The organism is Xylophilus sp. GW821-FHT01B05 (assembly GCA_038961845.1).
In the GTDB taxonomy this organism is placed as follows: domain Bacteria; phylum Pseudomonadota; class Gammaproteobacteria; order Burkholderiales; family Burkholderiaceae_C; genus Xylophilus.
In genome coordinates this window covers 4,164,579-4,190,276 of the sequence record CP152408.1, presented here as the reverse complement: position 1 = coordinate 4,190,276, position 25,698 = coordinate 4,164,579, and the positions used below count along the sequence as shown (strand labels likewise).

Annotated in this window: 27 protein-coding genes; 15 read left to right on the top strand and 12 right to left on the bottom strand. The window is 65.4% G+C overall.

The features are described 5' to 3' along the window. The first annotated feature begins 21 nt into the window (after positions 1-21). Positions 22-936, top strand: coding sequence for a GntR family transcriptional regulator (locus AAFF27_19485; GenBank protein XAH22185.1), 915 nt, complete (start codon positions 22-24; stop codon positions 934-936). Here AAFF27_19485 and AAFF27_19480 read toward each other — a convergent pair whose 3' ends face one another. From AAFF27_19480 to AAFF27_19465, 4 genes are read right to left on the bottom strand one after another with little or no spacing between them, the layout of a single operon-like run. Continuing rightward, entirely contained in the window at positions 937-1,998 is a 1,062-nt protein-coding gene (locus tag AAFF27_19480; protein ID XAH22184.1) for a bifunctional nicotinamide-nucleotide adenylyltransferase/Nudix hydroxylase, read from the bottom strand. 7 nt (positions 1,999-2,005) lie between these two features. Then, the gene (locus tag AAFF27_19475; GenBank protein XAH22183.1) at positions 2,006-3,706 is read right to left on the bottom strand and encodes an NAD+ synthase; all 1,701 of its coding nucleotides are present in this window, start codon (positions 3,704-3,706) and stop codon (positions 2,006-2,008) included. 8 nt (positions 3,707-3,714) lie between these two features. Next, positions 3,715-4,902, bottom strand: a complete 1,188-nt coding sequence (gene pncB / locus AAFF27_19470) for a nicotinate phosphoribosyltransferase (GenBank protein ID XAH22182.1) — start codon at positions 4,900-4,902, stop codon at positions 3,715-3,717. A gap of 9 nt (positions 4,903-4,911) precedes the next feature. Continuing rightward, the gene (locus AAFF27_19465; protein ID XAH22181.1) at positions 4,912-5,769 is read right to left on the bottom strand and encodes a cysteine hydrolase; all 858 of its coding nucleotides are present in this window, start codon (positions 5,767-5,769) and stop codon (positions 4,912-4,914) included. Between the two features lie 86 nt (positions 5,770-5,855). On the opposite strand from AAFF27_19465, the gene AAFF27_19460 reads away from it, so the two are divergent. Further along, on the top strand, positions 5,856-6,563 hold the full coding sequence (locus AAFF27_19460; protein ID XAH22180.1) for an NUDIX domain-containing protein: 708 nt from the start codon (positions 5,856-5,858) through the stop codon (positions 6,561-6,563). A 30-nt stretch (positions 6,564-6,593) separates the two neighbouring features. Continuing rightward, positions 6,594-7,916 carry a chloride channel protein gene (locus AAFF27_19455; protein XAH22179.1) on the top strand — a complete coding sequence of 441 codons (1,323 nt, stop codon included), beginning with the start codon at positions 6,594-6,596 and terminating at the stop codon, positions 7,914-7,916. Positions 7,917-7,982: 66 nt separating this feature from the next. On the opposite strand, the gene AAFF27_19450 is transcribed toward AAFF27_19455, so the two are convergent. Together AAFF27_19450 and AAFF27_19445 are read right to left on the bottom strand one after the other, a co-directional pair. Beyond that, entirely contained in the window at positions 7,983-8,534 is a 552-nt protein-coding gene (locus AAFF27_19450) for a TetR/AcrR family transcriptional regulator (protein XAH22178.1), read from the bottom strand. After that, positions 8,531-9,067 (bottom strand): dihydrofolate reductase family protein, encoded by a 537-nt coding sequence (locus AAFF27_19445; protein XAH22177.1) that lies wholly within the window; start codon positions 9,065-9,067, stop codon positions 8,531-8,533. The genes AAFF27_19450 and AAFF27_19445 overlap by 4 nt, the downstream gene beginning before the upstream one ends. Before the next feature lie 130 nt (positions 9,068-9,197). Between AAFF27_19445 and AAFF27_19440 the strand changes: the two genes are divergently transcribed. Further along, positions 9,198-9,704, top strand: a complete 507-nt coding sequence (locus tag AAFF27_19440; GenBank protein ID XAH22176.1) for an N-acetyltransferase — start codon at positions 9,198-9,200, stop codon at positions 9,702-9,704. Between the two features lie 346 nt (positions 9,705-10,050). Here AAFF27_19440 and AAFF27_19435 read toward each other — a convergent pair whose 3' ends face one another. After that, positions 10,051-11,028 carry a tripartite tricarboxylate transporter substrate binding protein gene (locus AAFF27_19435; GenBank protein ID XAH22175.1) on the bottom strand — a complete coding sequence of 326 codons (978 nt, stop codon included), beginning with the start codon at positions 11,026-11,028 and terminating at the stop codon, positions 10,051-10,053. Between the two features lie 156 nt (positions 11,029-11,184). Between AAFF27_19435 and AAFF27_19430 the strand changes: the two genes are divergently transcribed. The 5 genes from AAFF27_19430 to AAFF27_19410 all read left to right on the top strand — a co-directional run bounded on the left by AAFF27_19430 (position 11,185) and on the right by AAFF27_19410 (position 15,576). Then, positions 11,185-12,177 carry an ABC transporter substrate-binding protein gene (locus tag AAFF27_19430; GenBank protein XAH22174.1) on the top strand — a complete coding sequence of 331 codons (993 nt, stop codon included), beginning with the start codon at positions 11,185-11,187 and terminating at the stop codon, positions 12,175-12,177. 161 nt (positions 12,178-12,338) lie between these two features. Continuing rightward, the gene (locus AAFF27_19425; GenBank protein XAH22173.1) at positions 12,339-13,748 is read left to right on the top strand and encodes an IS701 family transposase; all 1,410 of its coding nucleotides are present in this window, start codon (positions 12,339-12,341) and stop codon (positions 13,746-13,748) included. A 72-nt stretch (positions 13,749-13,820) separates the two neighbouring features. Continuing rightward, complete coding sequence (locus tag AAFF27_19420) at positions 13,821-14,906, top strand: IS630 family transposase (protein ID XAH22172.1); 1,086 nt, start codon at positions 13,821-13,823, stop codon at positions 14,904-14,906. 57 nt (positions 14,907-14,963) lie between these two features. Continuing rightward, positions 14,964-15,299, top strand: a complete 336-nt coding sequence (locus AAFF27_19415) for a DUF6176 family protein (GenBank protein ID XAH22171.1) — start codon at positions 14,964-14,966, stop codon at positions 15,297-15,299. 37 nt (positions 15,300-15,336) lie between these two features. Continuing rightward, positions 15,337-15,576, top strand: a complete 240-nt coding sequence (locus AAFF27_19410; protein XAH22170.1) for a hypothetical protein — start codon at positions 15,337-15,339, stop codon at positions 15,574-15,576. A gap of 79 nt (positions 15,577-15,655) precedes the next feature. On the opposite strand, the gene AAFF27_19405 is transcribed toward AAFF27_19410, so the two are convergent. Further along, positions 15,656-16,546 carry a LysR family transcriptional regulator gene (locus AAFF27_19405; protein ID XAH22169.1) on the bottom strand — a complete coding sequence of 297 codons (891 nt, stop codon included), beginning with the start codon at positions 16,544-16,546 and terminating at the stop codon, positions 15,656-15,658. Positions 16,547-16,628: 82 nt separating this feature from the next. Here AAFF27_19405 and argC point away from each other — a divergent pair, with 82 nt between their 5' ends. The 3 genes from argC (at position 16,629) to AAFF27_19390 (ending at position 18,646) form a co-directional block, all read left to right on the top strand. Then, positions 16,629-17,546 carry an N-acetyl-gamma-glutamyl-phosphate reductase gene (gene argC / locus AAFF27_19400; protein XAH22168.1) on the top strand — a complete coding sequence of 306 codons (918 nt, stop codon included), beginning with the start codon at positions 16,629-16,631 and terminating at the stop codon, positions 17,544-17,546. A gap of 468 nt (positions 17,547-18,014) precedes the next feature. Continuing rightward, positions 18,015-18,428: a hypothetical protein gene (locus AAFF27_19395; protein ID XAH22167.1), complete on the top strand. Its 414-nt coding sequence runs from the start codon at positions 18,015-18,017 to the stop codon at positions 18,426-18,428. 8 nt (positions 18,429-18,436) lie between these two features. Beyond that, on the top strand, positions 18,437-18,646 hold the full coding sequence (locus AAFF27_19390; GenBank protein ID XAH22166.1) for a hypothetical protein: 210 nt from the start codon (positions 18,437-18,439) through the stop codon (positions 18,644-18,646). Positions 18,647-18,918: 272 nt separating this feature from the next. On the opposite strand, the gene AAFF27_19385 is transcribed toward AAFF27_19390, so the two are convergent. From AAFF27_19385 to AAFF27_19370, 4 genes are all read right to left on the bottom strand, one after another. Next, positions 18,919-19,302, bottom strand: coding sequence for a response regulator (locus tag AAFF27_19385; GenBank protein XAH22165.1), 384 nt, complete (start codon positions 19,300-19,302; stop codon positions 18,919-18,921). Between the two features lie 216 nt (positions 19,303-19,518). Further along, on the bottom strand, positions 19,519-19,938 hold the full coding sequence (locus tag AAFF27_19380; protein XAH22164.1) for a S4 domain-containing protein: 420 nt from the start codon (positions 19,936-19,938) through the stop codon (positions 19,519-19,521). Between the two features lie 36 nt (positions 19,939-19,974). Then, on the bottom strand, positions 19,975-21,420 hold the full coding sequence (locus AAFF27_19375; protein XAH22163.1) for a sensor histidine kinase N-terminal domain-containing protein: 1,446 nt from the start codon (positions 21,418-21,420) through the stop codon (positions 19,975-19,977). Next, entirely contained in the window at positions 21,417-22,106 is a 690-nt protein-coding gene (locus tag AAFF27_19370; protein ID XAH22162.1) for a response regulator, read from the bottom strand. The genes AAFF27_19375 and AAFF27_19370 overlap by 4 nt, the downstream gene beginning before the upstream one ends. 141 nt (positions 22,107-22,247) lie before the next feature. Here AAFF27_19370 and AAFF27_19365 point away from each other — a divergent pair, with 141 nt between their 5' ends. The 3 genes from AAFF27_19365 (at position 22,248) to AAFF27_19355 (ending at position 25,506) form a co-directional block, all read left to right on the top strand. After that, entirely contained in the window at positions 22,248-23,213 is a 966-nt protein-coding gene (locus tag AAFF27_19365) for a tripartite tricarboxylate transporter substrate-binding protein (GenBank protein ID XAH22161.1), read from the top strand. 228 nt (positions 23,214-23,441) lie between these two features. Beyond that, entirely contained in the window at positions 23,442-23,993 is a 552-nt protein-coding gene (locus AAFF27_19360) for a tripartite tricarboxylate transporter TctB family protein (protein ID XAH22160.1), read from the top strand. A gap of 1 nt (position 23,994) precedes the next feature. After that, on the top strand, positions 23,995-25,506 hold the full coding sequence (locus AAFF27_19355) for a tripartite tricarboxylate transporter permease (protein ID XAH22159.1): 1,512 nt from the start codon (positions 23,995-23,997) through the stop codon (positions 25,504-25,506). Positions 25,507-25,698 lie beyond the last annotated feature (192 nt).

Genomic DNA, 25,698 nt, shown 5'->3' with positions numbered 1-25,698 from the left:
AACCCCTGGATGGCCGAACAGATGGACAGACCAATCTCGTCGATCCCGCCGCTGACCCAGCGCGTGAGCCGCTACATCCTCGACCAGGCGCTGGCCGGTGGCTACGAAAGCGGCCGCCACATGACCGAGACCGATCTGGCGGGCCGGCTTGGTATTTCGCGTACGCCAGTGCGCGCCGCGCTGCGCCTGCTGCACGAGCGCAAGCTGCTGGCCCATGTGCCCAACCGCGGCTACACCCTTGTGGCCGACCGCGCGGCGCTGGGCCTGGCGCGGCGCGAGATGCCCGAGGACGAAGAAAAGACGCTGTACTACCGCCTGCTGCGCGACCGCCTGGCCGGCAAGCTGCCCACGCGCGTGAACGAACTTGAGCTTGCGCAGGCCTACGGCGTGCCCCGCCCTTTGCTGCGCAACGTCATGACCACGCTATTGCAAGACGGCGTGCTGCGCGGGCGCCACTACCAGCGCTGGGAGTTCACTGAAACGCTGGACTCGGTCGAGAGCGAGCGCGAGAGCTATCGCTTTCGGCTCACGGTTGAATGCGCGGCGCTGCGCGAGCCTGGCTTCAAGGTCGAGCACGAACGGCTGCTGGCCTGCAGGGAGCAGCAGCAAACGCTGCTGACCCACGCATCGCGCCATTCGTGGATGGAGTTCTTCGAGGCCAATGCGCAGTTCCACGAGCTGCTGGCCAGCGCCTCAGGCAACCGTTTCATCCTCGATGCCGTGCAGCAGCAGAACCGCCTGCGCCGGATGTCTGATCTGTCCGACTACCCGCTGGTGAGCCTGGACCTGCTGCGCAAGTCCTGCCGCGAGCACCTGCAGATCCTCGATGCGGTCGAAAGCAATGACCTGGAGGCTGCAGCGCAGCACATGTACAAGCATTTGCACCGCGCCAGCGGCTTGCTGGAGCAGCGGGTGCAGGGGGCGCTCGGCAGCTGATTACGTCCCCGCCGTCAGCGCAAAGAAGTGATCCAGGATGTGGAAGTGGTCGTCGTGAAACTGGTCTTCCATGCCGGCCAGCTGCGCAATCGGTACCCACTCGGCTGAGGCGGCGTCGTCCGCGGCCTGCACTTCTGGCAGTGGGCGGGTGCCCAGGTCGAAGAAGTGCGCGTGCGTGATGACGCGGCCGCGCTGGCTGCGGTCGGGGTGGTCGAACACCTGGGCGGCGCGCAGCGCCTGGCGTATTTCCTGGTCTGGCAGGCTCAGGCCGGTTTCTTCGGCCAGCTCGCGCAGGGCGGATTGGTACACGGTTTCACGCTGCTCGATGAAGCCGCCGGGCACGGCATGCAGGCCTTTGCCGGGTGCCCGGCCGCGCTGTATGAGCAGCACCCGGTCCTGGCATTGGACAACGGCATCCACCGTGACAAAAACCGGTGGATAGGGCGCGCTGGCCCACTTGGCCTTCTCCCGCCGCAGGCTTTCCCATTCCTGTGCCAGCTCACGATAAGGCGGCAGTGCGGCCCATGCGTGCAGGAATCCCAGCGTGCTGGCCGGCGCCTGGCTGACCAGGGCGCCGAGCACCGCATCCAGGGAACTGTTGGCGCCGCCAAAGTAGGCATCGCGCAGGGCGCTGGCATTGATCTGGCCTTGGGAGCCGGCCGCGTCCAGCGCCCAGCCGGGGAAGTCCTTCAGGTATTCGCTGGTGGCGTCTTTCAGATGCCCGACCAGCACCACCGAGGCGCCGGGCTGTGTGCTGGTGAGTTCGGTCACGCCTTGCCGTACGGCTGCCACCCAGCGCTGCTGGTCGTAGTAGTCGCGCACCGGCAGAAAGTGCAAGCGGGCTCGGTCCGCTGCGGGCAGCGCCAGCCGGATCATCTCGGCGCGCTCCTGCCAGGTGAAGGGGTTGCGCGGCGTGCGCGCCTGGAACGCCGAGCCCAACACCACGATGCAGCGCGGTGCCGCGTCCAGTGCCCTGCGCAGCAGCGCCAACTGGCCGTTGTGGAAGATCTGGAAGCGGCCGATGTAGACCGAGACGTCGTACTTTTCGTTCAGTGCTGTCATGGGTGTCTCACTCGAATTTGGCTGCTATTGGCATCTGCCGGCCCGACCCGAACGCGCGGGCGCGTACACGGATGATGGGCGGCGCCTGGCGGCGCTTGTATTCGTTGCGGGCGATCATGCCCCGGATGCGCTGTACCAGCGCTCGGCCTTCTGCGGTGCTCTTCAGTTGTGCAACAAAGGCCGAGGCCTGCTCAAACTCCCAGCCCGCCAGGCGGCGGCCTTCGATCAGCAGCTTCAGCACCTCGTCCAGCACCGGGTAGGGCGGCAGGCTGTCGACGTCCTTCTGGTCGGGGGCCAGCTCGGCCGAGGGCGGCTTGTCGATGATGGCCAGGGGGATGATCTCTTGGCCTGCGCTGTCGTTGATGTGCCTGGACAGCGCAAACACCTCCGTCTTGTACAGGTCGCCGATCAGGCCCAGGCCGCCGTTGGTGTCGCCGTACAGGGTGCAGTAGCCCACCGATATCTCGGACTTGTTGCCGGTGGTCAGCAGCAGGTGGCCAAAGCTGTTGGAGTACTCCATCAGGATGGTGCCGCGCGCACGTGCCTGCAGGTTCTCGAGCGCGATGCCTTGCAGGGCCTGCCCGAAGGCGGCTTGGAAGCCACTGGAAAAGTCTGCCACCAGCTCCGCGATGGGGTGGCGATACAGCGTGACGCCCAGCTTGCGGCACAGGGCTTCGGAGTCATCGACCGAGCCGGCCGAAGAGAACTTCGACGGCATGGTGATGGCCACCACGTTTGCCGGCCCCAGCGCCTCGGCCGCCAGTGCCAGCGTCAGTGCCGAATCAATGCCGCCAGACGAGCCGACCACCACGCGGGTGAAGCCGCAGCGGCGCGCGTAGTCCTGCAGGCCCAGGATGATCTGCCGGCGGTAGAACTCCATGGTCGGGAAACCCTGGGCCGGCACGCTGGCCGGCGGCGCGCCGTCCCGCGTCAGGAAGTGGCCGTTATCAAACTGCAGCGTGCGGATGTCTTCGGCAAAGCGCTGCGCCTCGTAGACGACGCCGGCCTGGGGCTCGACCGCGAACGAGGCGCCGTCAAAGACGATCTGGTCGTGCCCGCCGATCTGGTTCACATACAGGATGGGCAGCGCGTTGTGCCGGCTGGCGGCGCTGAAGATCTGGTGGCGCTGCTCGCGCTTGCCGATCTCGGACGGGCTGGCGTTGATGGAGACGACCAGATCCGGCGCCGCATCGCGCATGCGCTCGAAGGGGTTGATGGCGTAGTCCAGGCCGCCGTCGTTCCAGCCGTCTTCGCAGATCAGGAAGCCGACCTGCGCCTCGCGTATGCGCAGCACCTTGGCCACGTCCGGCCCGGGCTCGAAGTGCCGGCGCTCATCGAAGATGTTGTAGGTGGGCAGCAACTGCTTGGCGTATTCGAGCCGCACCTCGCCGTCCTTGACCACGCGCAGCATGTTGCGCAACTTGTGGCCCGGCCCGCTGTGGCGCGCGGGCAGGCCAATCACCCAGTGCAGCCGGGGCATTTGCCGGGAGGCCTGCAGCAGTTCCTGGAAGGCGGCATCCACGCGCTCCATGAAGCCGTCTTCCTCCAGCAGGTCGGCGGGGTAGTAGGCCGTCAGCGCCAGCTCGGAGAACACCACCAGGTCGGACTGCTCGACCCAGGCCTGGCGCGCGGCGGCAATCATCTTGGCGACATTGCCCGTAAGGTCGCCGATGGTGAGGTTCAGTTGGGCAAGGGTTATTTTCAACATGGCGGTCTTTAGGCTGGGGACTGGAACACCTGGCGCAGATAGGCCAGAAAGGTCTGGTCATCGCACAAGGTCTTGCCGGGGCTGTCGGACAGCTTGGCTACCGATTGGCCGTTGCAGCCGGTGAGCTTCATGACGATGTTGATCGGCGCAAGGCTAACGTCGTTGGTGAGGTTGGTGCCAATGCCAAAACCGGTCTGGGTACGGTCGGCAAAGTTGCGGTAGAGCTTGATGGCCGTGGGCAGGTCCAGGCCGTCGGAGAACACCAGGCGCTTGTTGTGCGCGTCTATGCGCAGCCTGGTGTAGTGCGCCAGGGCCTTTTCGCCCCAGATAAATGGATCGCCCGAGTCGTGCCGCAACCCGTCGAACAGCTTGGCAAAGTAAAGGTCGAAGTCGGCCAGGAAAGCGTCCATGCCGACCACGTCGGTCAGGGCCACGCCCAGGTCACCGCGGTACTCCTGCACCCAGTCCTCCAGTGCCGCGCGTTGGAAATCACGCAGCCGCACACCCAGGGCCTGGTAGGTCTGCAGGTATTCGTGGGCCATGGTGCCGATGGGCACCAGGTCCAGCTCCTGGGCCAGCAGCACGTTGGAGGTGCCCTTGAAATACTGCGGCACTTCGCGCTTGAGCGTGCTGACCACCTCACGCTGCCAGTCGCGGGAGAAGCGGCGCCGCACGCCGAAGTCAAAGAACTCGAACGGGTGCTTGGCCACAGGCTCTTGCGCGAAATCCCGCAGCAACTGCACCTTGCCCTGCAGGCGCTGGCGGCCTTCGGCCAGTGCCGCGTTCTGGTCGAAGCGGCGGAAGTACAGCTCGTTGACGATGGCCAGCACGAAGATCTCGAAACCCATGGTGTGCACCTGCGGGCCAAGCGCCTTGATCCTCAGCACCGGGCCTTCCACCGTGGCGCTGATGAATTCCCGCTGGAAGCTGAAGATGCGCAGGAAGTCGACAAAGTCGCTCTTGATGTAGCGCAGGCCGCGCAGATAGGCCAGCTCTGCCGGCTGGAAGCGCAGGCTGCAAAGATGGTCGAGCTGCTGGTTCACGTCGTCCAGCAAATCCGCCAGCGGGTAGGTGGGCTGGTTGCGGCAGACAAAGCTGTACTCCGCATCGGTCTGCGGATGCCGGTGCAGCATGGTCTGCCACATCGTGAATTTGTAGAGGTCGGTGTCCAGCAGGCTTTGGATGATGGCTTGCATAAGGGGCTCCTAAGCTTGCAATTGGGGCAGGAAGTCGACGCTGGTGGTGAGCACCACGCCTTGCCGGCGCATGTCGTCCAGAAAGGCCTGGTGCTGCGCCTCAAAGCCGCCGACCGGGCTCATGCAGTCAGTCAATAGCACCACCTTGCCGGGTCGGCCCGAAGGCAGGTTTTGCACGATGTGCTCGGTGGTCGCCTTCACGCAGTGGCTGCTGGCCTCGCCGGCGATCACGATCAGGTCGGCTTGGTCCAGCGTGGCGATGAGGCCGGTGTTGAGCTGGGTGGCGGGGTCTTCGGCATCCGGCACCTCGGCCTGCATGGCGCTGTAGTGCTCGGTCCAGGGGTTGCTGCCCTTGCTGATCTTTTGCACCAGGCCCAGCGTGCTGTCTTCCCAGCGGTTGTAGGCGGCCTTGACGGCGCTGTGCACGTTGTGGCCCCAACTGCCGATCTCGCAGTGCACCGGCCAGACCATCAGGGTGTAGCGCCCGCGCTGCTCCAGCGCGTCGAGGTAGGCCAGTGCCCGCGGCAAGGCCGAAGGCGCGCGCGGAGCGTAGTCGCCAGCACGCACCTGGGCGGCGGTGATGGAGGTAAAGGGCGCTACATCGGCACCGCTGCCGGTCTGCCAGAACGTGGGGTGGGCGATGTCATAGCGGTGGTGCGAATCCAGCGTGATTGCGATGCGGGTGAGGCCGCCCGCGCCCGCATCGATCAGCCGGGCCAGGCGCAGCATGTCGGCATGCGCGCCGGCCACGGGCAGGGCGGGTGCCAGCGGCTGGCCGGTACGGCCATCGGTAGGGCACCAGTCGGCGGGCAGATCGCAAAAATCGTTCTGCGGATCGATGATGAGAAGCTGGATGCTGGGTGTCATGCGGTCCTCTGTCACTGCTAGGGTTGTACTGTGCAACTCAATTGGGTTGCATAGTACAACTCATGGGGTTAAAGTCAAGGCCTGCCATGAAAAAGACTACGCCTAGCCCTTCAGAGAAACTGGATTTTGAGCGCCCACTGGTCACTGTGGACCTTGTGATCTTTTCCATAGTGGATGGGGGCTTGAGCGTGCTGCTGGTGCGCCGGCCGCAGGATTTGCAAGAGCCATTCCCCGGACGCTGGGCTTTGCCGGGCGGCTTTGTGGATGTGGCGCAGGACCACTCCCTGCTGGATTGTGCGATGCGCAAGTTGAAGGACAAGACCGGTGTGGCCGCGCCCTATCTGGAGCAACTGGGAAGCTGGGGCGGTGCGGGCCGGGACCCGCGGGGCTGGTCTGCCACGCATGCCTACTTTGCCCTGGTCCATGAGCCGGCCGGCACGGCACCGTCGCAATGGCTGGCGGTGGATGAGGCGCTGCGCAAGCGGCTGGCGTTTGACCATGCACAGATCCTGGAGGCCGCATTGGCGCGGCTGCGCGGCAAGGTGGAGTACACATCGCTGCCGGCGTTCTTGCTGGCTGAGCCCTTTACTCTGCCGCAGTTGCAGCAGACCTACGAGGTGGTGCTGGGGCGGCCCATGGACAAAAGCGCTTTCAGAAAACGCATGCTCGACGCCCAGTTTCTTGAAGAGGCCGGCATGGTCGACGGCCAGCAGGGCCGCGCCGCCATGGGCTACCGCATCAAGGACCGGACGCGGGCGGCGACTTTCCCCCGCATGTTCCGGGCGAGCGAGTAGGCTTTCCGCAATCCCTGTCTGTCCCGCCACATGACGCCATCCCCCGACACCCATGCGCCGCAGCGCTTTCGCCTGTTTCGTCCCGCCGGGCGCACGCTGCGCCTGTGGCTATTGGCGGTGGTTGTGGGCGCGCTGGCGGCGGCTGCCACGGTGCTGTTTCGCTGGCTGGCGCGCGGGGTGGAGTGGCTGGCCACCGGGCACACCGGCGGCCTGGTGGATGCGGCCATGTCGCTGGCGCCCTGGCAGCGGGTGTTGGTGGGGGCGGTGGGCGGCTTGCTGGCCGGTGCAGTGCTGGCGCGCGGCCGGGCGTGGGCGCGGCGCGGGCCGGCGGGCGATGTGCATCTGGACTACATCGACGCGGCGCGCCAGGGCCGCGTTGACCTGAACAACCGCAGCACGCTGGCACGCAGCCTGTCGGCGCTGCTGTCGGTGGGCACCGGCGCCTCCATTGGCCGCGAAGGGCCGATGGTGCAGCTGGCCGCCTGGTTTGCCGCCACGCTGGCGCGCCGGCTGCCGCTGTCGGCTGACGAGCGCAAGGCGCTGCTGGTCTGTGGCATTGCGGCGGGCATTGGCTCGGCCTACCACGCGCCGGTGGCGGGCGTGGTGTTTGTGCTGGAGCTGGCGCTGGGCTTTCTGGTGCCCTATGCGGTGGCGCCGGTGCTGATTGCTTCGGCCACCTCGAACGCGCTGATCTACTGGCTGGTCGAGCCTTTGCCGCTCTACACCGTGCCACAACTGGACCTGCTGCCGACCAGCCTGGGCGCCGCGCTGGTGGCCGGCCTGGTGTTTGGCGGCATCGGCTGGGCCTTGCTGGTGCTGCTGGAGCGGGCCCGTGCCGTGTTTGGCCGCATCGCCTCGCCGGTGTGGCGCCTTGGGTTGGGCGGCCTGCTGGTGGGGCTGTTGTCGGCGGTGGTGCCGCAGGTCTGGGGCAATGGCTACAGCGTGGTGTCTGGCGTGCTGCAGGGGCACCTGCTGTGGCAGATGCTGGCGCTGGTACTGGCCGCCAAGGTGCTGGCGACGGCGCTTAGCTCGGGCAGCGGCGCCATCGGCGGCGTCTTCACGCCTTCGCTGCTGGTGGGCGCTGCATCAGGCAGCGTGCTGGCGCAGGTGGCGCTGCTGTGGCTGCCGGCGGCCTGGGTGGGCGATCCGCGCGTACTGGCCGTGATCGGCATGTCGGCCGTGCTGGCCGCGGTCACGCACGCGCCGCTGATGGCCATCGTCATGGTGCTGGAGATGACGCACCAGTTCCAGCTCACCCTGCCCACCATGCTGGCCTGCGGCGTGGCCTATGCGGTGAGCACGCAGTTTGGTGCGCGGCCCTTGTATGGCAACCCGATCGAGGCGCACCGGTAGGTGCGGCTGCATATTTAAAATATTGATGAAATATGCCTCTAGCCCTTGTGCCACCTGGGCTATTAGCTATCTATTTGATAGTTTTGCGCTGCCAGCCAGACAGTTCAGCAGCTGATCCAGCGCCTTCTCGTATTGCATCTGGCCAGCGCAGGCCAGGGCCAGGCCGCTGCCATGGGCATGGTCCACCAGGATGTCGCGCCACAGAGCGGGCTCGGCCGTGATCCCCGCCAGCAGGCTGGTGAGGCGCTCGGTGATCTGGCGGGTCACGCCGGCAAAGGCGTTGGGGGCGGCAAAGATCGCGAGCGTCAATTGCGGGTGCTGGCCCACGGTGTGGTGATAGCGGGCCAGCAGCGCCCGGATATCTGCCCGGGCATCCGCCTGCGGCGCCAATCCCTCCAGCACCTCGGCATAGACCCGATCCGACAGCATGCGCAGCAAGCCCTCGTGATCGCCCACGTGGTGGTACAGGCTCATCGGTGAAGTACCCAGCCGGCTGGCCAGGGCGCGCATCGTCAGGCCTTGGCCGCCGCCTTCGTTCAGCAGCACTAGCGCGGCGCTCAGAATGTCTTCAAGCGCCAGCCCCTGGCCTTGGGCTGGCCGCCCACGCGGGCGGCTCATGGGGCCAGCCTGTAGCGGGACTGCACCAGGCCCGAGGGGAAGCTGTGGCTGGATAGCAGTTGCAGATCGACGTCATGCGGCAGCGCCCCGAAAAGCGGCCGGCCCGACCCGATCAGCACCGGGACAGTTGTGATCACCATGTCGGCCACCAACCCATCGCGAAGGAAGGACTGCACCAGTTGCCCTCCATCGACATAGACCTGGCGCACGCCCTGCGCGGCCAGCTCCTGCATCGCCTCCTTGGGCGCGCGGCTGGAAAAGCGCAGCTTGCCCTGCAGCGCCTCGGGCACCGGCGCGTTGGCCAGTTGCTTTGACAGCACCAGCACCGGCCGGTCATAAGGCCATGCGCCGAAGCCCAGCACCTTCTCGTAGGTGCCCCGGCCCATCACGATCATGTCCTTGTCGGCGATGAAGGTGGCATAGCCGTGCTCCTCGGCCGGGTCATCGCGCTGCAGAAGGCAGTCGATGCCGCCATCCGCCCGGGCGATGAAGCCATCCAGGCTGGTGGCGATGAATACATGTGCGGTGGTCATGGGGAGCCCGTAATCTCATAATTCATACGGTGTATATTATTTGGCTATGAACCGACCGCAAAGCGAATCGGCCCGCATTCTTCAGGGCTACTTCGATGAGGTTGACCCATATCTCCAGCAGCAGGACCCCATGAACGTCGAAATCAGAAACGAGACAAGCGCCGACGTGGATGCCATTGACGCAGTGACCACCGCTGCATTTCTGGCAGCGCCCCACACCGCCCATACCGAGCAGTTCATCGTCAAGGCGCTGCGCAAGGCCGGCAAATTGACGCTGTCGCTAGTGGCCGAGGTTGATGGGCAGGTAGTCGGCCACGTGGCCGTATCACCGGTGTCCATCTCGGATGGGGCTTCGGGCTGGCATGGCCTGGGGCCGATCTCGGTAGTGCCCGCCTATCAAGGCGGGGGAGTCGGTTCACGCCTTATGCGCGAGGCATTGCGTGCGCTGCGTGAAAGCGGAGCGGCCGGTTGCGTCGTGCTTGGCGAACCAGGCTATTACGGCCGCTTCGGCTTCCGGGCAGAGCCCGGGCTTGTGCTGGCAGATGTCCCGCCTGAGTACTTCCAGGCTGTGTCTTTTGGCTCAGGCATGCCGCACGGCGAGGTGTTGTATGACGATGCATTCAACGCGCAGGGCTGAATCAAGAGCCTGGAGGCCGAGGGGGTCAGCATCGAGTCGGTATTTCTCGAATCGACCGAGCAGGGCGACTTCCTCATCTACTACATGCGCGCAGCCTCCATCGAGGCGGCCCAGCGGGTTGCCCTGGCATCCATCAGCGAGATTGACCGGTACCACCAGGCATTCAAGCGTGAGACCTGGGCGGGTGTTGAGCAGCTTGAACTGTTGGTGGACCTTCGGCGGGGTTGAGGCTGTGGCGCCAGTCGGCCGGCGTCGAACATTTGCTCAGTTTCCGTCGTCGTCTGCTGGTGAGAGGGCATTGCTGCTCAAGCAGGCCTTTCTGGGGAGCTTCTGCTGACAGGCGGAGCTAAAGCTTGATCCCCGCCCCTTTGACGGTCGGCCCCAAGGTGTCCACCTGATCCTTGACGAAGTCGTTGAACATTGCAGCGGTTTCGGGTTTGGCCACGATGCCCAGTTCAGTCAGTTTCCTCTGAATTTCCGGCATCACGAGGACCTCGTTGCACGCCATGTTCAGCCGCGTCAGGACGTCCGCAGGCAGCTTGGCAGGTCCCGACAAGCCGAAAAAGTTCTCGAGCACCAACTTCGGTTGCCTCAGTTCCACGATGGTCGGAACATCGGGCATCAGGGGTGAGCGCTGTGTGCTGGTGACGGCCAGCGGCACCAGCTGGCCGCTCTTGAAGAAGGGGACATAGGACGTGATCACGTCGATGCCCATGGGAATGGTGTTGGCGATCAGGTCGGTGGTCATGGGGGCGCCACCGCGGTACGGCACATGCACCATGTTGATCCCCGTCGTCTTCTTGAGCAATTCGCCGTGGATGTGCCCGATTGAGCCGGGGCCGCCAGACCCGAAATCCATGTGCCCCTCCTTGCGTGCGGACGCCTCGAACTCGGCGTATGTCTTGATGCCCGACGGCTGGCTGGCCATGATGACGAGCGGTGCAGCGCCCAGGTACGCGATGTGGCTGAAGCCGGCCACCGGGTCGTACGGCTGCTTCTCCAGTGTGAACGGGCCGAGTGCGATGGGTGTAGTGTTCGACAGCATCAACGTGTAGCCGTCGGGCACGGCCGAGACGACTTGCGCGCCGCCGATGGTGCCGCCTGCGCCGGGCTTGTTGTCGACCACCACAGGCTGGCCCAGCTTCTTCGTCAGTTGCTCAGCCATCAGGCGGGCAAGCACATCGCTGGAGCCCCCGGGAGGGAATGTGACGATGATCTTGATGGCCTTGTCAGGCCATTGGGCGAATGCCGGAAGAGCCGCAGCGGCGGCGCCAGCGGCAAGGAGCTGCAGCGCAGCGCGCCGGGTAGAGCGGAAGTGGGGCATGGCATCCTCAACGGCAATATGGGGTGACTCCGCGTAGCAGGAAACGAGCCCGGTGAGATTGCCATCCGTATGCCCGGAGGGCCCATCGTCGATGGACCGGACTTTGCTTCTGTGCTTGCAGGATTTTCAATAGCTATCGACTTGGAGAGGTCCACCATGTCCGCATCACCGATGGGCGCGCCAGTGCGGCTGCGCTTCATACTGAACACCTTCTATTCGGGGCCGCAGGCCTGGTTTTTTCTGGCCGACGATCGCGGCTATTTCCGCGAGGAAGGCCTGGAGGTCGAGTTCACGGAGGGGGACACGTTGGCGAACGCGGTTCCCAAGCTGATGGCGGGCGCCTACGACGTGGGCTACGGGGATATGAATGCCCTCGTCGAGTGGGCCGCGGCCCACCCCGCAGAGGCGCCGGTAGGCGTGTTTGCGATGCACAACCGCTCGCCTTACACCATCGCGGTGCCCGCTGCCGGCACAAGCCTTTGCCCGGCGGATCTGGTGGGCTTGTCGCTGGTCACTCACCCGAACGACGCGGCCTGGCGCATGTTTCCCGAGTTTTGTGCGGCGTGCGGCATCGATGCGTCCCGTGTGAAGATCGAGGTGTCAGACCTGCCGCATCGTGAGCTCGTGCCGCTGATGCTTGAGGGGCGCTGGGACGGTCTGTTCGGCTTCGTCAACACGATCCGGGCGCAGACGATCGAAGCCGGCCTTGACCCTGACACCGCGTTGCGCCATTTCGAGTGGCAGCACCACGTCCCTTCGCTGTACGGCGCCGCCGTGATGGTGACGCCGACCTTGCTGCGCAACCATCCATCAGTCGTCGCGGGACTGGTGCGGGCGGTGAACCGCGGCGTGGTGGATGCCGTTGCCGACATCGAAGCTGCCGTGGACGCTGTGGTCAGGCGAAACCCCTCGATCGACCGCGTTGCCAACCGTGAGCGGCTTGCAGGAACGCTCGCGCTTGAGATGGCCCATACAGAAGGCTCGGTGCGGGGAATCGGAGCAGTGGACATGGCGCGCCTTGCGCAGACCATCGATCTGATGGCTCGCGCCAAAGCGCTTGCCTTCCTTCCCAGCCCGGCAAGCCTGTTCGACGATCGTTTTCTGCCTCCGCCCTCGGAACGTGTGCGTTCTCTGGCGCTCGCACGGTGACGCTGGCGGGTCCAGGTGCAGGCGGCCTATGCCTTGCGCCGCACGTCGATGGCTTCGCACACATCTCGCATCACACCTGACGCGACACTAGTGTCCCGGGTTAGTCTTACTGTGTCATAAATGAAATAATGCGATCCTCTAGTCTTCGCACCGGAGGATTGATGAATGCAGTCGAGCGCTTCGATAGCTACCTGGAGCACCTGAGCGCAGGCTTGGGTCACACGGATCGGCACGCAGGCCTTCGTGGGTACTGCACGGGCCTGATGCTTCCCTTGTCGCGCAAGAGCGTAGAGCCCATGGCCGCGCGGGTGGATCCGACGCATGCCAGCGCGCGGCACCAAGCACTGCACCACTTCGTGGCCAAGGCCGACTGGTCTGACACGCAGATGCTGCGGCGGGTGTGCCAGTGGGTGATGCCCAGGATGGACTTCAGTCAGGGTGGCTGGTGGATCATCGACGACACCGGGTTCCCGAAGAAGGGTCGCCACTCGGTCGGGGTCACTCGTCAGTACTGCGGGATGCTGGGCAAACAGGACAACTGCCAAGTGGCCGTGAGCATCTCGCTTGCAAGCAAACAGGGCAGCCTGCCCGTGGCTTGGCAGCTGTACCTGCCCGAGGACTGGGCGGCAGATGTTGAACGCCGCGCCAAGGCTGGCGTTCCCGAGGAGGTTCGTTTCGCCACGAAGACGCAGATCGCGCTGCAGCAATTGCGCACGTTGCTGGACGAAGGTGCACCCCGCCACTGCGTGCTGGCCGATGCTGGCTACGGCGTGGACAACGCTTTTCGTCAGGCACTCAGCGATATGGGCTTGCTCTATGCGGTAGGTATCACATCTGCCGTCGTGGTCTGGCCGCCTGGCGTTCAGCCGCTGCCACCCAAGCCTTACAGCGGCATGGGCCGGCCGCCAGTGATGCCCAGGCGAACGGCAGCGCTACAGCCCATGAGCGTCAAGGCATTGGCGCAGTCCCTGCCAAGCCGAGCGTTCCAGGACATCAGTTGGCGCGAGGGAACCAACGACACATTGAACGGCCGCTTTGCGGCCGTGCGAGTGCGCCACGCCGGCGGCAATACGGGCAAGGCACGCCTGCGTCCCGAGCAGTGGCTGCTCATCGAGTGGCCAGCAAGCGACGTTGAGCCGAGCAAGTACTTCCTGTCCACAATGCCAGAAGACACGCCGATCAACGACTTGGTCGACGTTGCCCATCAGCGTTGGCGCATCGAGCGCGACTACCAGGATCTGAAGCAGGACTTCGGTCTCGGCCACTATGAGGGCCGAGGGTGGCGGGGGTTTCACCACCATGCCGCCTTGAGCATCGCGGCCTACGGGTTCCTCATGGCTGAACGCCTCGTCGCCGACAAGTCTGTCGGCGGTAAAAAAAACTTCATCGAACGCCAAGTGCCTGCCCTTCCCGAGGATTACGTCCCCCGCGGCAGTCCTGCGCGCGCAGCGCCACGTGCCGACGTCGATCACTACACTGCGCCATCGACTGAGCTATCAGCTGATCGCTCGTCTCGGCCAGTGCCCCTGCTGCGGAAGGGCAAGCGCAAAGCTACTCTTGTGACACAGTAAGATTAGAAGTTCATTGAACTATCGCGGCTAGGATCGCTCATTCGAGTGGTGTGCAGACACGACGAGGTGACGATGAGAGGCAGACCGAAGAGCGAACTGGTGCTCAGCGAGGCGGAGCGCGCACAACTCACGGCATGGACCCTGCGGCGCAAGACAGCGCAGGCTCTTGCTTTGCGAGCGCGCATCGTGCTGGGCTGCGCCGAGGGGATGGAGAACAAGGCGGTAGCCGCTCGCCAGCGGGTCACGCCCCAGACGGTTTCCAAGTGGCGAGCGCGCTTCGTTGAGCAGCGCCTGGAGGGGCTGCTGGATGCGCCCCGCACCGGCGCACCGCGTAGCATCGATGACGCACGTGTCGATGCGGTGATCGCTCGCACGCTAGAGTCAATTCCCGAAGGGGCCACGCACTGGAGCACGCGCACCATGGCGAGCGCTGCCGGGTTGTCACAGACGGCCGTCTCGCGCATCTGGCGCGCTTTCGGATTGCAACCCCATCGCCAGGAGACGTTCAAGCTCTCCAGCGACCCGCTATTCGTGGAGAAGGTGCGCGACATCGTGGGCCTGTACCTGGACCCGCCCCTCAAGGCCATGGTCCTGTGCGTGGACGAGAAGAGCCAGATCCAGGCGCTGGACCGCACCCAGCCGGTGCTGCCGTTGGCCTCAGGCATTCCTGAGCGCAGAACGCACGACTACATGCGCCATGGCACCACGACCTTGTTTGCGGCCCTGGACATTGCGACCGGCGAAGTTATAGGCGATTTGCACCGGCGTCACCGCAGCAGCGAATTCCTGCAGTTCCTGCGCACCGTGGAGGCCAACGTCCCCAGCGGGCTGGACGTGCACCTCGTGATGGACAACTACGGCACGCACAAGACGCAGACGATTCGCAACTGGTTTGCGCGTCATCCGAGGTTCCATGTGCACTTCACGCCCACCTCGGCATCCTGGCTCAATCAGGTTGAGCGCTGGTTCGCAACGCTCACCGAGAAGTGCATCCGCCGCGGCACCCATCGATCGACGCGCCAGCTCGAGCAGGCGATCAAGCAGTACCTGGACATCCACAACGCGGACCCCAAGCCCTTCCACTGGACCAAGTCCGCTGATGACATCCTCGCCAGCATCGAGCGATTTTGCTTGCGAACTTCTAACTCAGGACACTAGAACCCAATGAACGTCGAAATTGGGAGCTAGGCCAATTGCCAACTAACATGGGTCGCCATGGACTCCGTCGACACACCCGTATGCGCTCGCGTGCGCTTGCGCGCCGACTCTCTGGCGCGAGTACGCGAATGGGCGGCCCATCTTGCGGCCCATCGCGATCAGGCTCTCAAGAGCCTGGAGGTCGAGGGTGTCAGCATAGAGTCGGTATTTCTCGAATCGACCGAGCAGGGCGACTTCCTCATCTATTACATGCGCGCAGCCTCCATCGAGACGGCCCAGCGGGTTGCCCTGGCATCCATCAGCGAGATTGACCGGTACCACCGGGCATTCAAGCGTGAGACCTGGGCGGGTGTTGAGAAGCTTGAACTGCTGGTGGACCTTCGGCGGGGTTGAGGTGGTGACGGTAGTTGGCTACGAGTAAGCCTCCACCATGAGCACGCAATTGCGAATTGGAATTGCCTTGGGGCTTGTTACCGCCGCATTGGTTGGCGCGAGCGTTTGGCTTGTGCGCGAAGTGTCCATAGACAAATGCTTGGACCGTGGCGGCGCTTGGGACTACGAACAGATGCATTGCGTCGTTGCGTTGAAGTCGAAAAATTTCGGCGCTGATGAAAGCGATCAATCCGCTCATCGAGAACCCGAGGCTTCCGGGCCTAGCGTGTCAGCCTAAGCCCGGCCCTTGGCAGTAAGCCACCAGCGCCTCAATCTCCGAAGCCTTGCTGAACACCGCGTCTGCGCCTGGCACTGCCTTAAGTAGCCGAACCCCTCTCAGGCAGCAGCGCCTCCAAAACGAAACGTGTCGGTCCGCTGGCGCCCCGGTCGCTGACCGCGAGACCCAACTGCCGCCATAGAGTCGGGCTGAGCGGGCGCACGGCGATGCGGGGATCACGCTCGGGCTCGTGCGATTCCTCTGGCAGCAAGGCCGCGCCGTAGCCCGCGGCGACCAGTGTTTTGATCGCATCGTTGTAGTTGAGCTCGATGCGCGGGCGGCAATGCACGCCCGCTGCAGAGAACCATTCCGCGGTCTGCCGGTAGAGACGTGTGGAGGAGTCGTTCATGATCAGCGGGCGCTGGGCCAGCCACCGCGGAGTCAGCCGCCTGGGGGCTTTCCAGGCCGCCGGCAGAAAGGCGACGACAGCCTCGCGCCGCAGGGGCGTGACATGAACGCCGCGTACGGGCGCCTGCGGCAGCGCCACCACTGCCAGGTCCAGGCTTCCTGCGGCGAGCCGGGCCATGCTGTCGTTGGAGGTCAGCACCTGCACGTTCACGTCGATGCCGGGATGCTTGCGGGCAAGACGTTCGAGCGCGGGCGGCAGCAGATGTGCAATGGCGCCCGTCGAGGCACCCACCCGCACGCGGCCTGTTTGGCCGGCGAGCTGACGTCGAACGTCTTCCACTGCGTCGTCCGCGTCTGCCAGCAGCCTGCGGGCGCGCGCGATGAACTGCTCCCCCAAGGCGGTCGCCTGCGCGGGCCCCCGACCGCGCACGAGCAACTGGCCACCCAGGCGCGACTCCAGTTCTGCGATCTGAACGGTGACGGTGGGAGCGGCCAGGTGAAGGGCGCGCGCGGCATTGGCCAGGGACCCAAGGTCGGCAATGGCGACAAGGGTGCGCAGATGGTCAAGGCTTAGTTCACGCATGCCGCTAATTTAACTTTTCTTAATCCTGGGTTCCATATATTTAGCTGGAGCTATCGAGGTCGTATCCCTAGGATTGCGCTCTATGGACCTCAATATCTTTATCGACGGCGACCAGGGCACCACCGGCCTTGACCTGCAGAACCGCCTGCGGGGCGGGGAATTCCGCATCCGCACACTGCCTGCAAACCTGCGCAAGGATGCGGTTGCCCGCCGGGCTGCGCTCAACGAGAGCGACATCGCCATCCTTTGCCTGCCCGATGCCGCCGCGCGCGACGCGGTGGCAATGATCGACAACCCTGCCGTGCGTGTCATAGACGCCAGCTCGGCCCACCGCACCAGCCCGGGCTGGGTCTACGGCCTGCCGGAACTCAATGCGCGGCAAGGCGAACGCATCGCCTCGGCACTGCGGGTTACCAATCCGGGCTGTTATCCCACCGCCGCGGTCGCCCTGCTGCGGCCGCTGACGGATGCGGGCCTGTTGCCCGCCGACTATCCGCTCGTCATCCACGCCGTCTCAGGCTATTCGGGCCAGGGCAGGGCGGGGGCAGAAGCGTATGAGGCTGGGGCTGCGGCACATTCGCTGAAGGTCTACGGCCTGGCACTCGAGCACAAGCACGTGCCGGAGATCGAGACCTACGCCGGCTTGGCGCAGCGGCCCCTCTTCGTGCCAGCCTACGGTAGCTACCGGCAGGGCATCGTGCTCACCATTGGGCTGCACGCGAGGATGCTTCCCGCCTATGCTTCTGGCGCGCGCATCCACGAATGCCTTGCGGAGCGGTACCGCGATGCGGCGCATGTGCGTGTGCTGCCGATGTCTTGCGACGCGCCCATGACCGAGCTGGACCCGCAAGTCCACAACGGCTCGAACGACATGAGTCTGGCCGTTGCATGCAATGAACGCACAGGCCAGATCGTCTTGAGCGCGGTTCTCGATAATCTGGGCAAGGGGGCGGCGGGTGCGGCTGTGCAGAACCTGCGCTTGATGGCGGGGGCTTTGTAGCTCGGGTTGTGAGTTTGAAGCGTTGGCGGGGAGAGGGCACTTTTTGAAAGTTGAGGCCCAAGCTTGGCGCGGTGAGCTTTCGCTTTCGGCCACAAGCAGCCCTTCGTTTCGTTGCCACAATTCGCCATATGCAAACCATACAGTCCCTTCCGGCAAGGTGAGCGGCGCCAATGTCGAACGCTTCGTATCTCAAGAGGCATCGACTCCCCTGCGGCCTAGTGTCGCGTCAAGCATGATCTGCCGGCGTGCACTTGCCCTCACCGCGCATCGCCGCGTTGCAGTCCTTGCCCAGGCTTCAGCCTGGGCTGCGGCCTACGCCTTGCGCTGCACGCCGATGGCTTCGCGCACTCCCGTCACATCACACTTGACGCGACACTAGTTTGAAAATCCCGAGCGGAAACTTTGGGGTGTGATGGAGGCCAATGTGGCTGGATCAGCTGTGGCTTATTGAATCACAAGGAAAACAACATGCTGTTAACTGATATCGCCGTCGAGCACACGCTGGCGTCCCAAAAGGGAGGACTTCGTGGGACGTTTTTTGTGCATCCCTTTACGAACACACAACGAGATAGCCTTGGTAAATTTGAGATCGTTCGTAGCATCCGCGAGCCAGGGGTTAAAGAAGTGAAATTCTCGACATTCGTGTCGTTTCAGCATTTGGCGGAGTTGTACGCGAAAGGTGTACTCGACGAATTCGGGTTTTCCGTTCGCATGTGTCCTGCTGATGGCAAGTACCCCACCACGAATCCCCTAAAAAAAATACTCCCAACCAGCATCAGGCCTGGCTCACAGTTCGACTTGGCGGTTCAAGGCGTAGATGTTTCAAAACCAGCTAGCCGCGAATTGAGAACAGCCTTGCTTCGCACTAACATAAAGCTCTAAGGGGACCTGTGAAGCCGTCTGTTACCCATGTCGAAATCATCGCCACTTTCAAGCGGGCGGAGTCAGATGCTGCTCACAAGTTCGAATTGATCAAAGCTGCTGCGAAAAAGGGACCCAAGGCCATCCAAGCAGCCGTTGACGCAGCTGCAAAGGCGGCAAAACGCAGGGACTCGTACGCAAAGAAGCTGGATGCCTTGGGTGTGAGTCTCAAGGATTGAGTAGTAATCCGCCTATTTTCAACACCGGTTATTGCCGACTATCGTGGTGTGCCGTGTTTGGCGCAGCTTTGGCGGCTTTGGCGCTCAGCGTTGCCTGTTCCTTCTGGGCCGGATGCACTGCAGGCCTGAAGCCCAATGCCGGCGTTGGTCACGACAAAAGGCAATGGTCTCCGGCATCTCTCGGACTGCCTCGCAACCAAGCCTCGCGGCGCCCCCGGCGCTGATGCAAGGGATTCCCTCGGAATAAGAGAAGCTCCCGGCTCCCCCGAGCATCAGGTCGCGCCCGTCGCCCCCAGCCCCTGGCAGTACCCCACCAGCGCCTCAATCTCCGAAGCCTTGTCAAACACCGCATCCGCCCCCAGCGCCACGCAGCGCGCGCGGGCGTCGTCGGAGACCAGGTTGCTGAGCACCACCACTTTTTGTTCCGGCAGGCGGGTGGCGCACCACTGCAGAGCGGCAAAGCCGCTGCCTTGGCGCAGTTGCAGGTCGACGATGGCCAGGTCCCAGTCGCGGTCGTGGCTGGAGAGCCAGTGGGTGACGCCCAGCTCGTTGTCGCCAAAGCCCACGATCTCTACCGGCAGGGCTTGCCGCAGCAGCGCGGTGAGGGCGTCGCGCGCTTCTTCGTCGTCTTCGATCAGGTAGATTTTGAGCGTCATGGAGGTGCCGCTGTGCCGGCCTTTGGGGGCGTTGCAGGCGGCAAGGGGCGGGTGGGGAGCGGTCCATTGTGACCGTTACCCATGGCGCATGAATCCAAAGACACAGATGGCCGCGGAGCAGGCCATGCCAAGACATCCGCGGAACCGGCTTCGCCGGGCCGCTGGATGTGTCCCCTTTAGGGGGTTGACGAAGACGCGAAGCGCGTAGCCTGGGGGTTACTCATCCACCGATGCGCTCCAGCGCTCGCCCCAGTCATGGCTGCGCTCGATCTCGCGGCGGTTGCGCTTGGTGGGGCGGCCCTGGGTGAGGGTGTCTGCGGGTTCGGGGGCCAGGCGGCGCTGTTCGGCGGCTTGCTCGCGGGCCTGCAGGCTGTCGGGCGTTTCCTCGTAGAGCTGCTGGGCGACAGTGGCGGAGCCGCGCAGGGCGCTGAGGGCGCGGACGACGACGGTGCGCTGCAGCGGGCCTTGGCGCACGGCGATGGTGTCGCCGGGGCGCACGTCGCGCGAAGGCTTGGCGGATGCGCCGTTGACCTGCACGCGGCCCTTGCCGATTTCTTCAACGGCCAGGCCGCGGGTTTTGTAGAAGCGGGCGCTCCAGAGCCATTTGTCCAGGCGCAGCGTGTCGGGTGGATTCATCGAGGGGGATTTTCCCTCAGGCGGGCGCTGGCCGTGTCAGCCAAGCGCCGGCGTGTCGGTCGGCGGCAGGCCTACGCCGGCCAGCGGCAGGCGCACGCAGGCGTCTACGCCGGTGACGGTGGAATGTTGCTCGCGGTTCTCCAGCGTGATGCTGCCGCCCAGCACGCGCACGATCTCGTGGCAGATCGCCAGGCCCAGGCCGGAGCCGCCGGGCGCCATGCCGGCAAAGGGCTGGAACAGGCGGTCTTGCAGCTCGGGCGGCAGGCCGGGGCCGTTGTCGGCGATGGTGAGGGCGGCGGTGCGGCCATCGGCCACCACGCTCACGGCCAGTGGTGCGCCCGGTGGGCTGTGGCGGATGGCGTTGTGCAGCAGGTTGCGCACCAGCTCGCGCAGCATCCAGTCGTGCGCGCGCACCGGCGCGGGCACGGTGGCGATGGAGAAATCCAGGTCTTTCTCGGCCAGCAATGGCGACAGCTCCAGCGCCATGTCGCGCGCGATGTCGGACAGGTCCAGCACCGGCGCGGCGTCTTCGGGGTGCGATTGCTCGACCTTGGCCAGCGACAGCATCTGGTTGGCCAGGGCGGTGGCGCGGTCTACCGTGGTGTGGATCTCTTGCAGCGCCTGCAGTGGCGGCATGTCGCCGCGCAGGGCCGATTGGGTCTGCACCTTGAGCACGGCCAGCGGCGTGCGCAGCTGGTGGGCGGCGTCGCGCATGAAGCGGCGCTGGTGCTCCAGCAGCAGGCGCAGCCGGGCCATGACGGCGTTGGTGGCGTCTACCAGGGGCAGTAGTTCGCGCGGGGCGTCTGGGGCGGCGATGGGCGTCAGTTCGCCTTCCGGGCGGGCCTGCAGCGTGGCGCTGAGGGCGCGCACTGGCTGCGTGGCGCGCTGCACCACCAGCAGCACCACCAGCGCAATCACCAGCACCAGGCCGGCCTGGCCCTGCAGTGTTTGGACCAGGATCTGGCGCGCCAGCGTGTGGCGCAGCTCGAGCGTTTCTGCCACCTGGATCACGGCCATGGCGCGGCCCTGGGCGCTGGCCACGGGTTGCAGCAGCACGGCCACGCGCACGTCGCGGCCACGAAAGTGATCGTCGTAGAAGGTGACCAGCGCCGCATAGGGCGGCCGGTCAGGGATGCGGCCACGCCAGAAGGGCAGCTCGTCAAAGCCCGAGACCAGGCGGCCCTGGTTGTCGGAGACGCGGTAGAACAAGCGGCTTTCGTTGTCGGCCTCGAAGGCTTCCTGGGCTGAATAGGGCACGGTGGCGCGCAGCACGGCCTGGTCGTCAAAGCCTTGCACGTCCAGCTCTTCGCTGATCGATTTGGCCGCCGCCAGCAGGGTGCGGTCATAGGCGGTGTGCACGGCGGCCAGCGCCTGGCGGTAGAGATTGGCGGTGTTGAAGGCGATCAGCGCCACCACCGGCAGCAGGATGCCCAGCAGCAGGCGCCGGCGCAGCGAACTGGGCCGGCCCCGGGCCATGTTCATGTGGCCGCCTTGAGCAGATAGCCCAGGCCGCGCAGCGTCATCAGCGTGGTGCCGGTGCCGGCCAGCTTTTTGCGCAGGCGGTAGACGACGACCTCGATGGCCTCGTACTGCACATCGGTTTCGCCGGGAAACACCAGCTCGAACAGGCGCTCTTTCGACACCGCATGGCCGGGCTGGGCCATCAATGTTTGCAGCAGGGCCAGCTCGCGCGGGGTGAGCTCCATGGGCTGGTCGCGGTGGTAGATGGCGCCGTCCAGCTTGTCGTGCCGCAGCGCGCCGACGGTGGCCACGCCGGCGTCCGGCAGCGGCTCTGCGCTGCCGGGGGCGGCGCGGCGGCGGGTGAGGGCGCGCACGCGGGCCTCCAGCTCGTCCAGGTCAAAGGGCTTGGGCAGGTAGTCGTCGGCGCCGGCGTTCAGGCCCATGACGCGGTCGCCCACGGTGCCGCGCGCGGTCAGCAGCAGCACGGGCGTATCCAGGCCGCGGCGGCGCGCGGCGGCCAGCACCTCCAGGCCGTCCATGCCGGGCAGGCTCAGGTCCAGCACCACGACGTCGGGCGGGGCGGCGGCCCAGTTGGCCAGGGCGGTGCGGCCGTCGGATTCCACCCGCACGGCCATGCCACGGCGGGAGAAGGTGCGCTCGAGGGTGCTGCGCAGGACGGTGTCGTCTTCCACGATCAGAACTTGCATGGGCGCCGACCATAGCACCGGGCATGGCACCGGCCATGGCGCCGGACCAAGGGCAGGGCTTTCCCTAGTGTCCAGGACAGCGGATTGACAGGCTGCCGGCGCATCATCTAGCCGCATTCTTCCAACAACCAGGAGACCTCCATGCGTCGCGCTACCTTCCTCAAGTCCATGGCCGCACTGACGGCAGCCGGCATGCTGCCGCTGGCCGCCCGCGCTGGCGGCAACTTCAAGATGATGCTGCCGGCCAATCCTGGCGGTGGCTGGGACACCACGGGCCGCGCGCTCGGCAAGGCGCTGCACGAGGCCAAGGTGGCCGATACCGTCACCTATGACAACAAGGGCGGCGCGGCCGGCGCCATCGGCCTGGCGCAGTTCGTCAACGGCAGCAAGGGCGACCCCAACGCGCTGATGGTGATGGGCGCCGTGATGCTGGGCGGCATCATCACCGGCAAGCCGCCGGTCAACCTGTCGCAGGCCACGCCCATCGCCCGCATCACCAGCGAATACAACGTGTTCGTGCTGCCGGCCAATTCGCCCTTCAAGACCATGGCCGACGTGGTGGCCCAGCTGAAGAAGGACCCGGGCAGCGTCAAGTGGGGCGGCGGCTCGCGCGGCTCCACCGAGCACATCGCTGCGGCCATGATCGCCCGCGCCGTGGGCGTGGACCCGGCCAAGATCAACTACGTTGCCTTCCGTGGCGGCGGCGAGGCCACGGCCGCCATCCTGGGTGGCAACGTCACCATCGGCGGCAGCGGCTTCAGCGAGTTTGCCGAGTACATCTCGGTTGGCAAGATGCATCCGGTGGCGGTCACCTCGGCCGAGCGCCTGCAGGGCGTTGATGTGCCCACGCTCAAGGAGCAGGGCATTGCCGTGGAGATCGGCAACTGGCGCGGCGTCTACGGCGCGCCCGGCATCACGCCCGCGCAGCGTCAGGTACTGGTCGACGGCGTGCTGGCCGCGCTCAAGACCCCGGCCTGGGCCGAGGCCGTCAAGAAGAACGAATGGACCCCGGCCGTGTTGACGGGCGATGCCTTCGGCAAGTTTGTGGATGAGGAATTTGCGAGCTTGCGCGACACCATGACGAAGGCCGGCATGGTCGCTGCATAAAGCTCACCCCCAGGCTACGCGCTTCGCGTCTTCGCCAACCCCCTTCCGGGGACACATCCAGCGGCCCGGCGGAGCCGGTTCCGCGGATGTCTGCGCATGGCCTGCTCCGCGGCCCTTTGAGCTTTCATGCGGCGTGGGTGGTGCGCGGGGCGTGAGCGCGTAGCCATTCAATCCCGACGGGCACGCCTTGGCGCGTGCCTTTTTTCCGTCCCTACGAGGTCCAAAAACATGAACTCCACAGACCCTCTCGCGGCAGAGGCGGCGCCGGGCGCCGCGACACCCGCATCTACCTGGCCCCAGACCCTGGTCGGCGTTGGCGTGCTGCTGACCGGCCTGGGTCTGGGTTTTGGCGCGATCAACATCTCGTCGGACGCGGGCTATGGCGGCGTCGGGCCCAACTTCTTGCCCTGGCTGATGGCTGCGGCGCTGACCGTGTGCGGCGCCCTGATCATCTGGGAGGCGCGCTCTGGCGGCTTCCGCGAGCTGGAGGCGCCTTCGGGGGCCGAGCGCGGCTACTGGCCCGGCTTCATCTGGGTGTCGGCCGGGCTGCTGACCAATGCGGCGCTGATCACCAACATCGGCTTCATCCTGAGCTGCACGCTGTGCTACACGCTGGCGGTGCAGGGACTGCGCCGCGCCGCGGGCCAGCCGGCCGGGCAGCCGCGGGTGTGGGTGACGGACATCGTCAGCGGCCTGCTGATCTCGGCGCCGGTGTTCTGGGCTTTCACGCAGTTCCTGGCGATCAATCTGCCGGGCCTGACCAACACCGGATGGTTTTGACATGGATATCCTGAACGCACTTCTGCAGGGCTTTGCCACGGCGATTACGCCGATCAACCTGCTCTGGGCCCTGTTTGGCTGCGCGCTGGGCACGGCGGTGGGCGTGTTGCCGGGCATTGGCCCGGCGGTGGCGGTGGCCATGCTGCTGCCGATCACGGCCAAGGTTGAGGTCACGGCCTCGATGATCTTCTTTGCCGGCATCTACTACGGCGCCATGTATGGCGGCTCGACCACCTCGATCCTGCTCAACACGCCGGGCGAAACCGCCAGCATGGTGACGGCGATGGAGGGCAACAAGATGGCCAAGAGCGGGCGCGCGGGCGCGGCACTGGCCACGTCTGCCATCGGCTCCTTTGTGGCCGGCACCATTGCCACGGTGATCGTCACGCTGTTTGCGCCCTTTGTGGCCGAGTTCGCGGTCAAGCTGGGGCCACCGGAATACTTTCTGCTGATGCTGCTGGCCTTTACTACCGTGAGCGCGGTGCTGGGCAAGAGCACGCTGCGCGGCCTGAGCGCGCTGTTTGTCGGCCTGGCCGCGGGCTGCGTGGGCATGGACCAGATCTCTGGCCAGGCGCGCTACACCGGCGGCATTCCCGAGATGCTGGACGGCATCGAGATCGTGCTGGTGGCGGTGGGCCTGTTTGCCGTGGCCGAGGTGCTGTACGCAGCGCTGTACGAGGGCCGCACGGTCGAGGGCCAGAACAAGATGAGCCGCGTGCACATGAGCGCACGCGACTGGAAGCGCTCCATCCCCGCGTGGCTGCGCGGCACCGCGATTGGCGCACCCTTTGGCTGCATCCCGGCCGGCGGCACCGAGATCCCGACCTTCCTCAGCTACGCCACCGAGAAGAAGCTGGCCAAGGGTGAGAACCGGGCCGAGTTCGGCACCAAGGGCGCGATCGAAGGCGTGGCCGGCCCGGAGGCGGCCAACAACGCCACCGTGACCGCCGCGCTGATCCCGCTGCTGACGCTGGGCATCCCGACCAGCAACACCACGGCGATCCTGCTGGGCGCGTTCCAGAACTACGGCATCCAGCCCGGCCCGCAGCTGTTCACCACCTCGGCCGCGCTGGTGTGGGCGCTGATTGCGTCGCTCTACATCGGCAACGTGATGCTGCTGGTGCTGAACCTGCCCATGGTCGGGCTGTGGGTCAAGCTGCTGAAGGTGCCCAAGCCGCAGCTCTACGCCGGCATCCTGATCTTCGCCACGGTGGGTGCCTATGGCATGCGCCAGAGCGCGTTCGATCTGTTCCTGCTGTACGCCATTGGCGTGCTGGGCGTGGTGATGCGGCGCTTTGACTTCCCGACGGCACCGGTGGTGGTCGGCATGATCCTGGGCCCGCTGGCCGAGGCGCAACTGCGCAACGCCATGTCGATTGGCGAAGGCAGTGCGCTGGTGTTCTTGCAGCGGCCGATGTCGATCACGCTGGTGGTGATCGTGCTGACCGTGCTGCTGCTGCCGCGCCTGATGCGCCTGTGGAGCCAGCGCAGCGGCCGGCCGCTGCCGGTTTGAGCCTTGTGGCCTGCGCCATGGCTGTGTGAGGAAAATGCACAGAGGTGGCGTAGGTAAAAGTTTGAAGCCCAGGCTGCTCCTGGGCTTCTGACCATCAGGCTTTCAGAATGATTGAGTAAATCTCACGAATAGAGCCCAACGGGCCCCATGCGCATAGCGCCTGGGGCCCGTTCCACGTCAGTGCTTCATTGC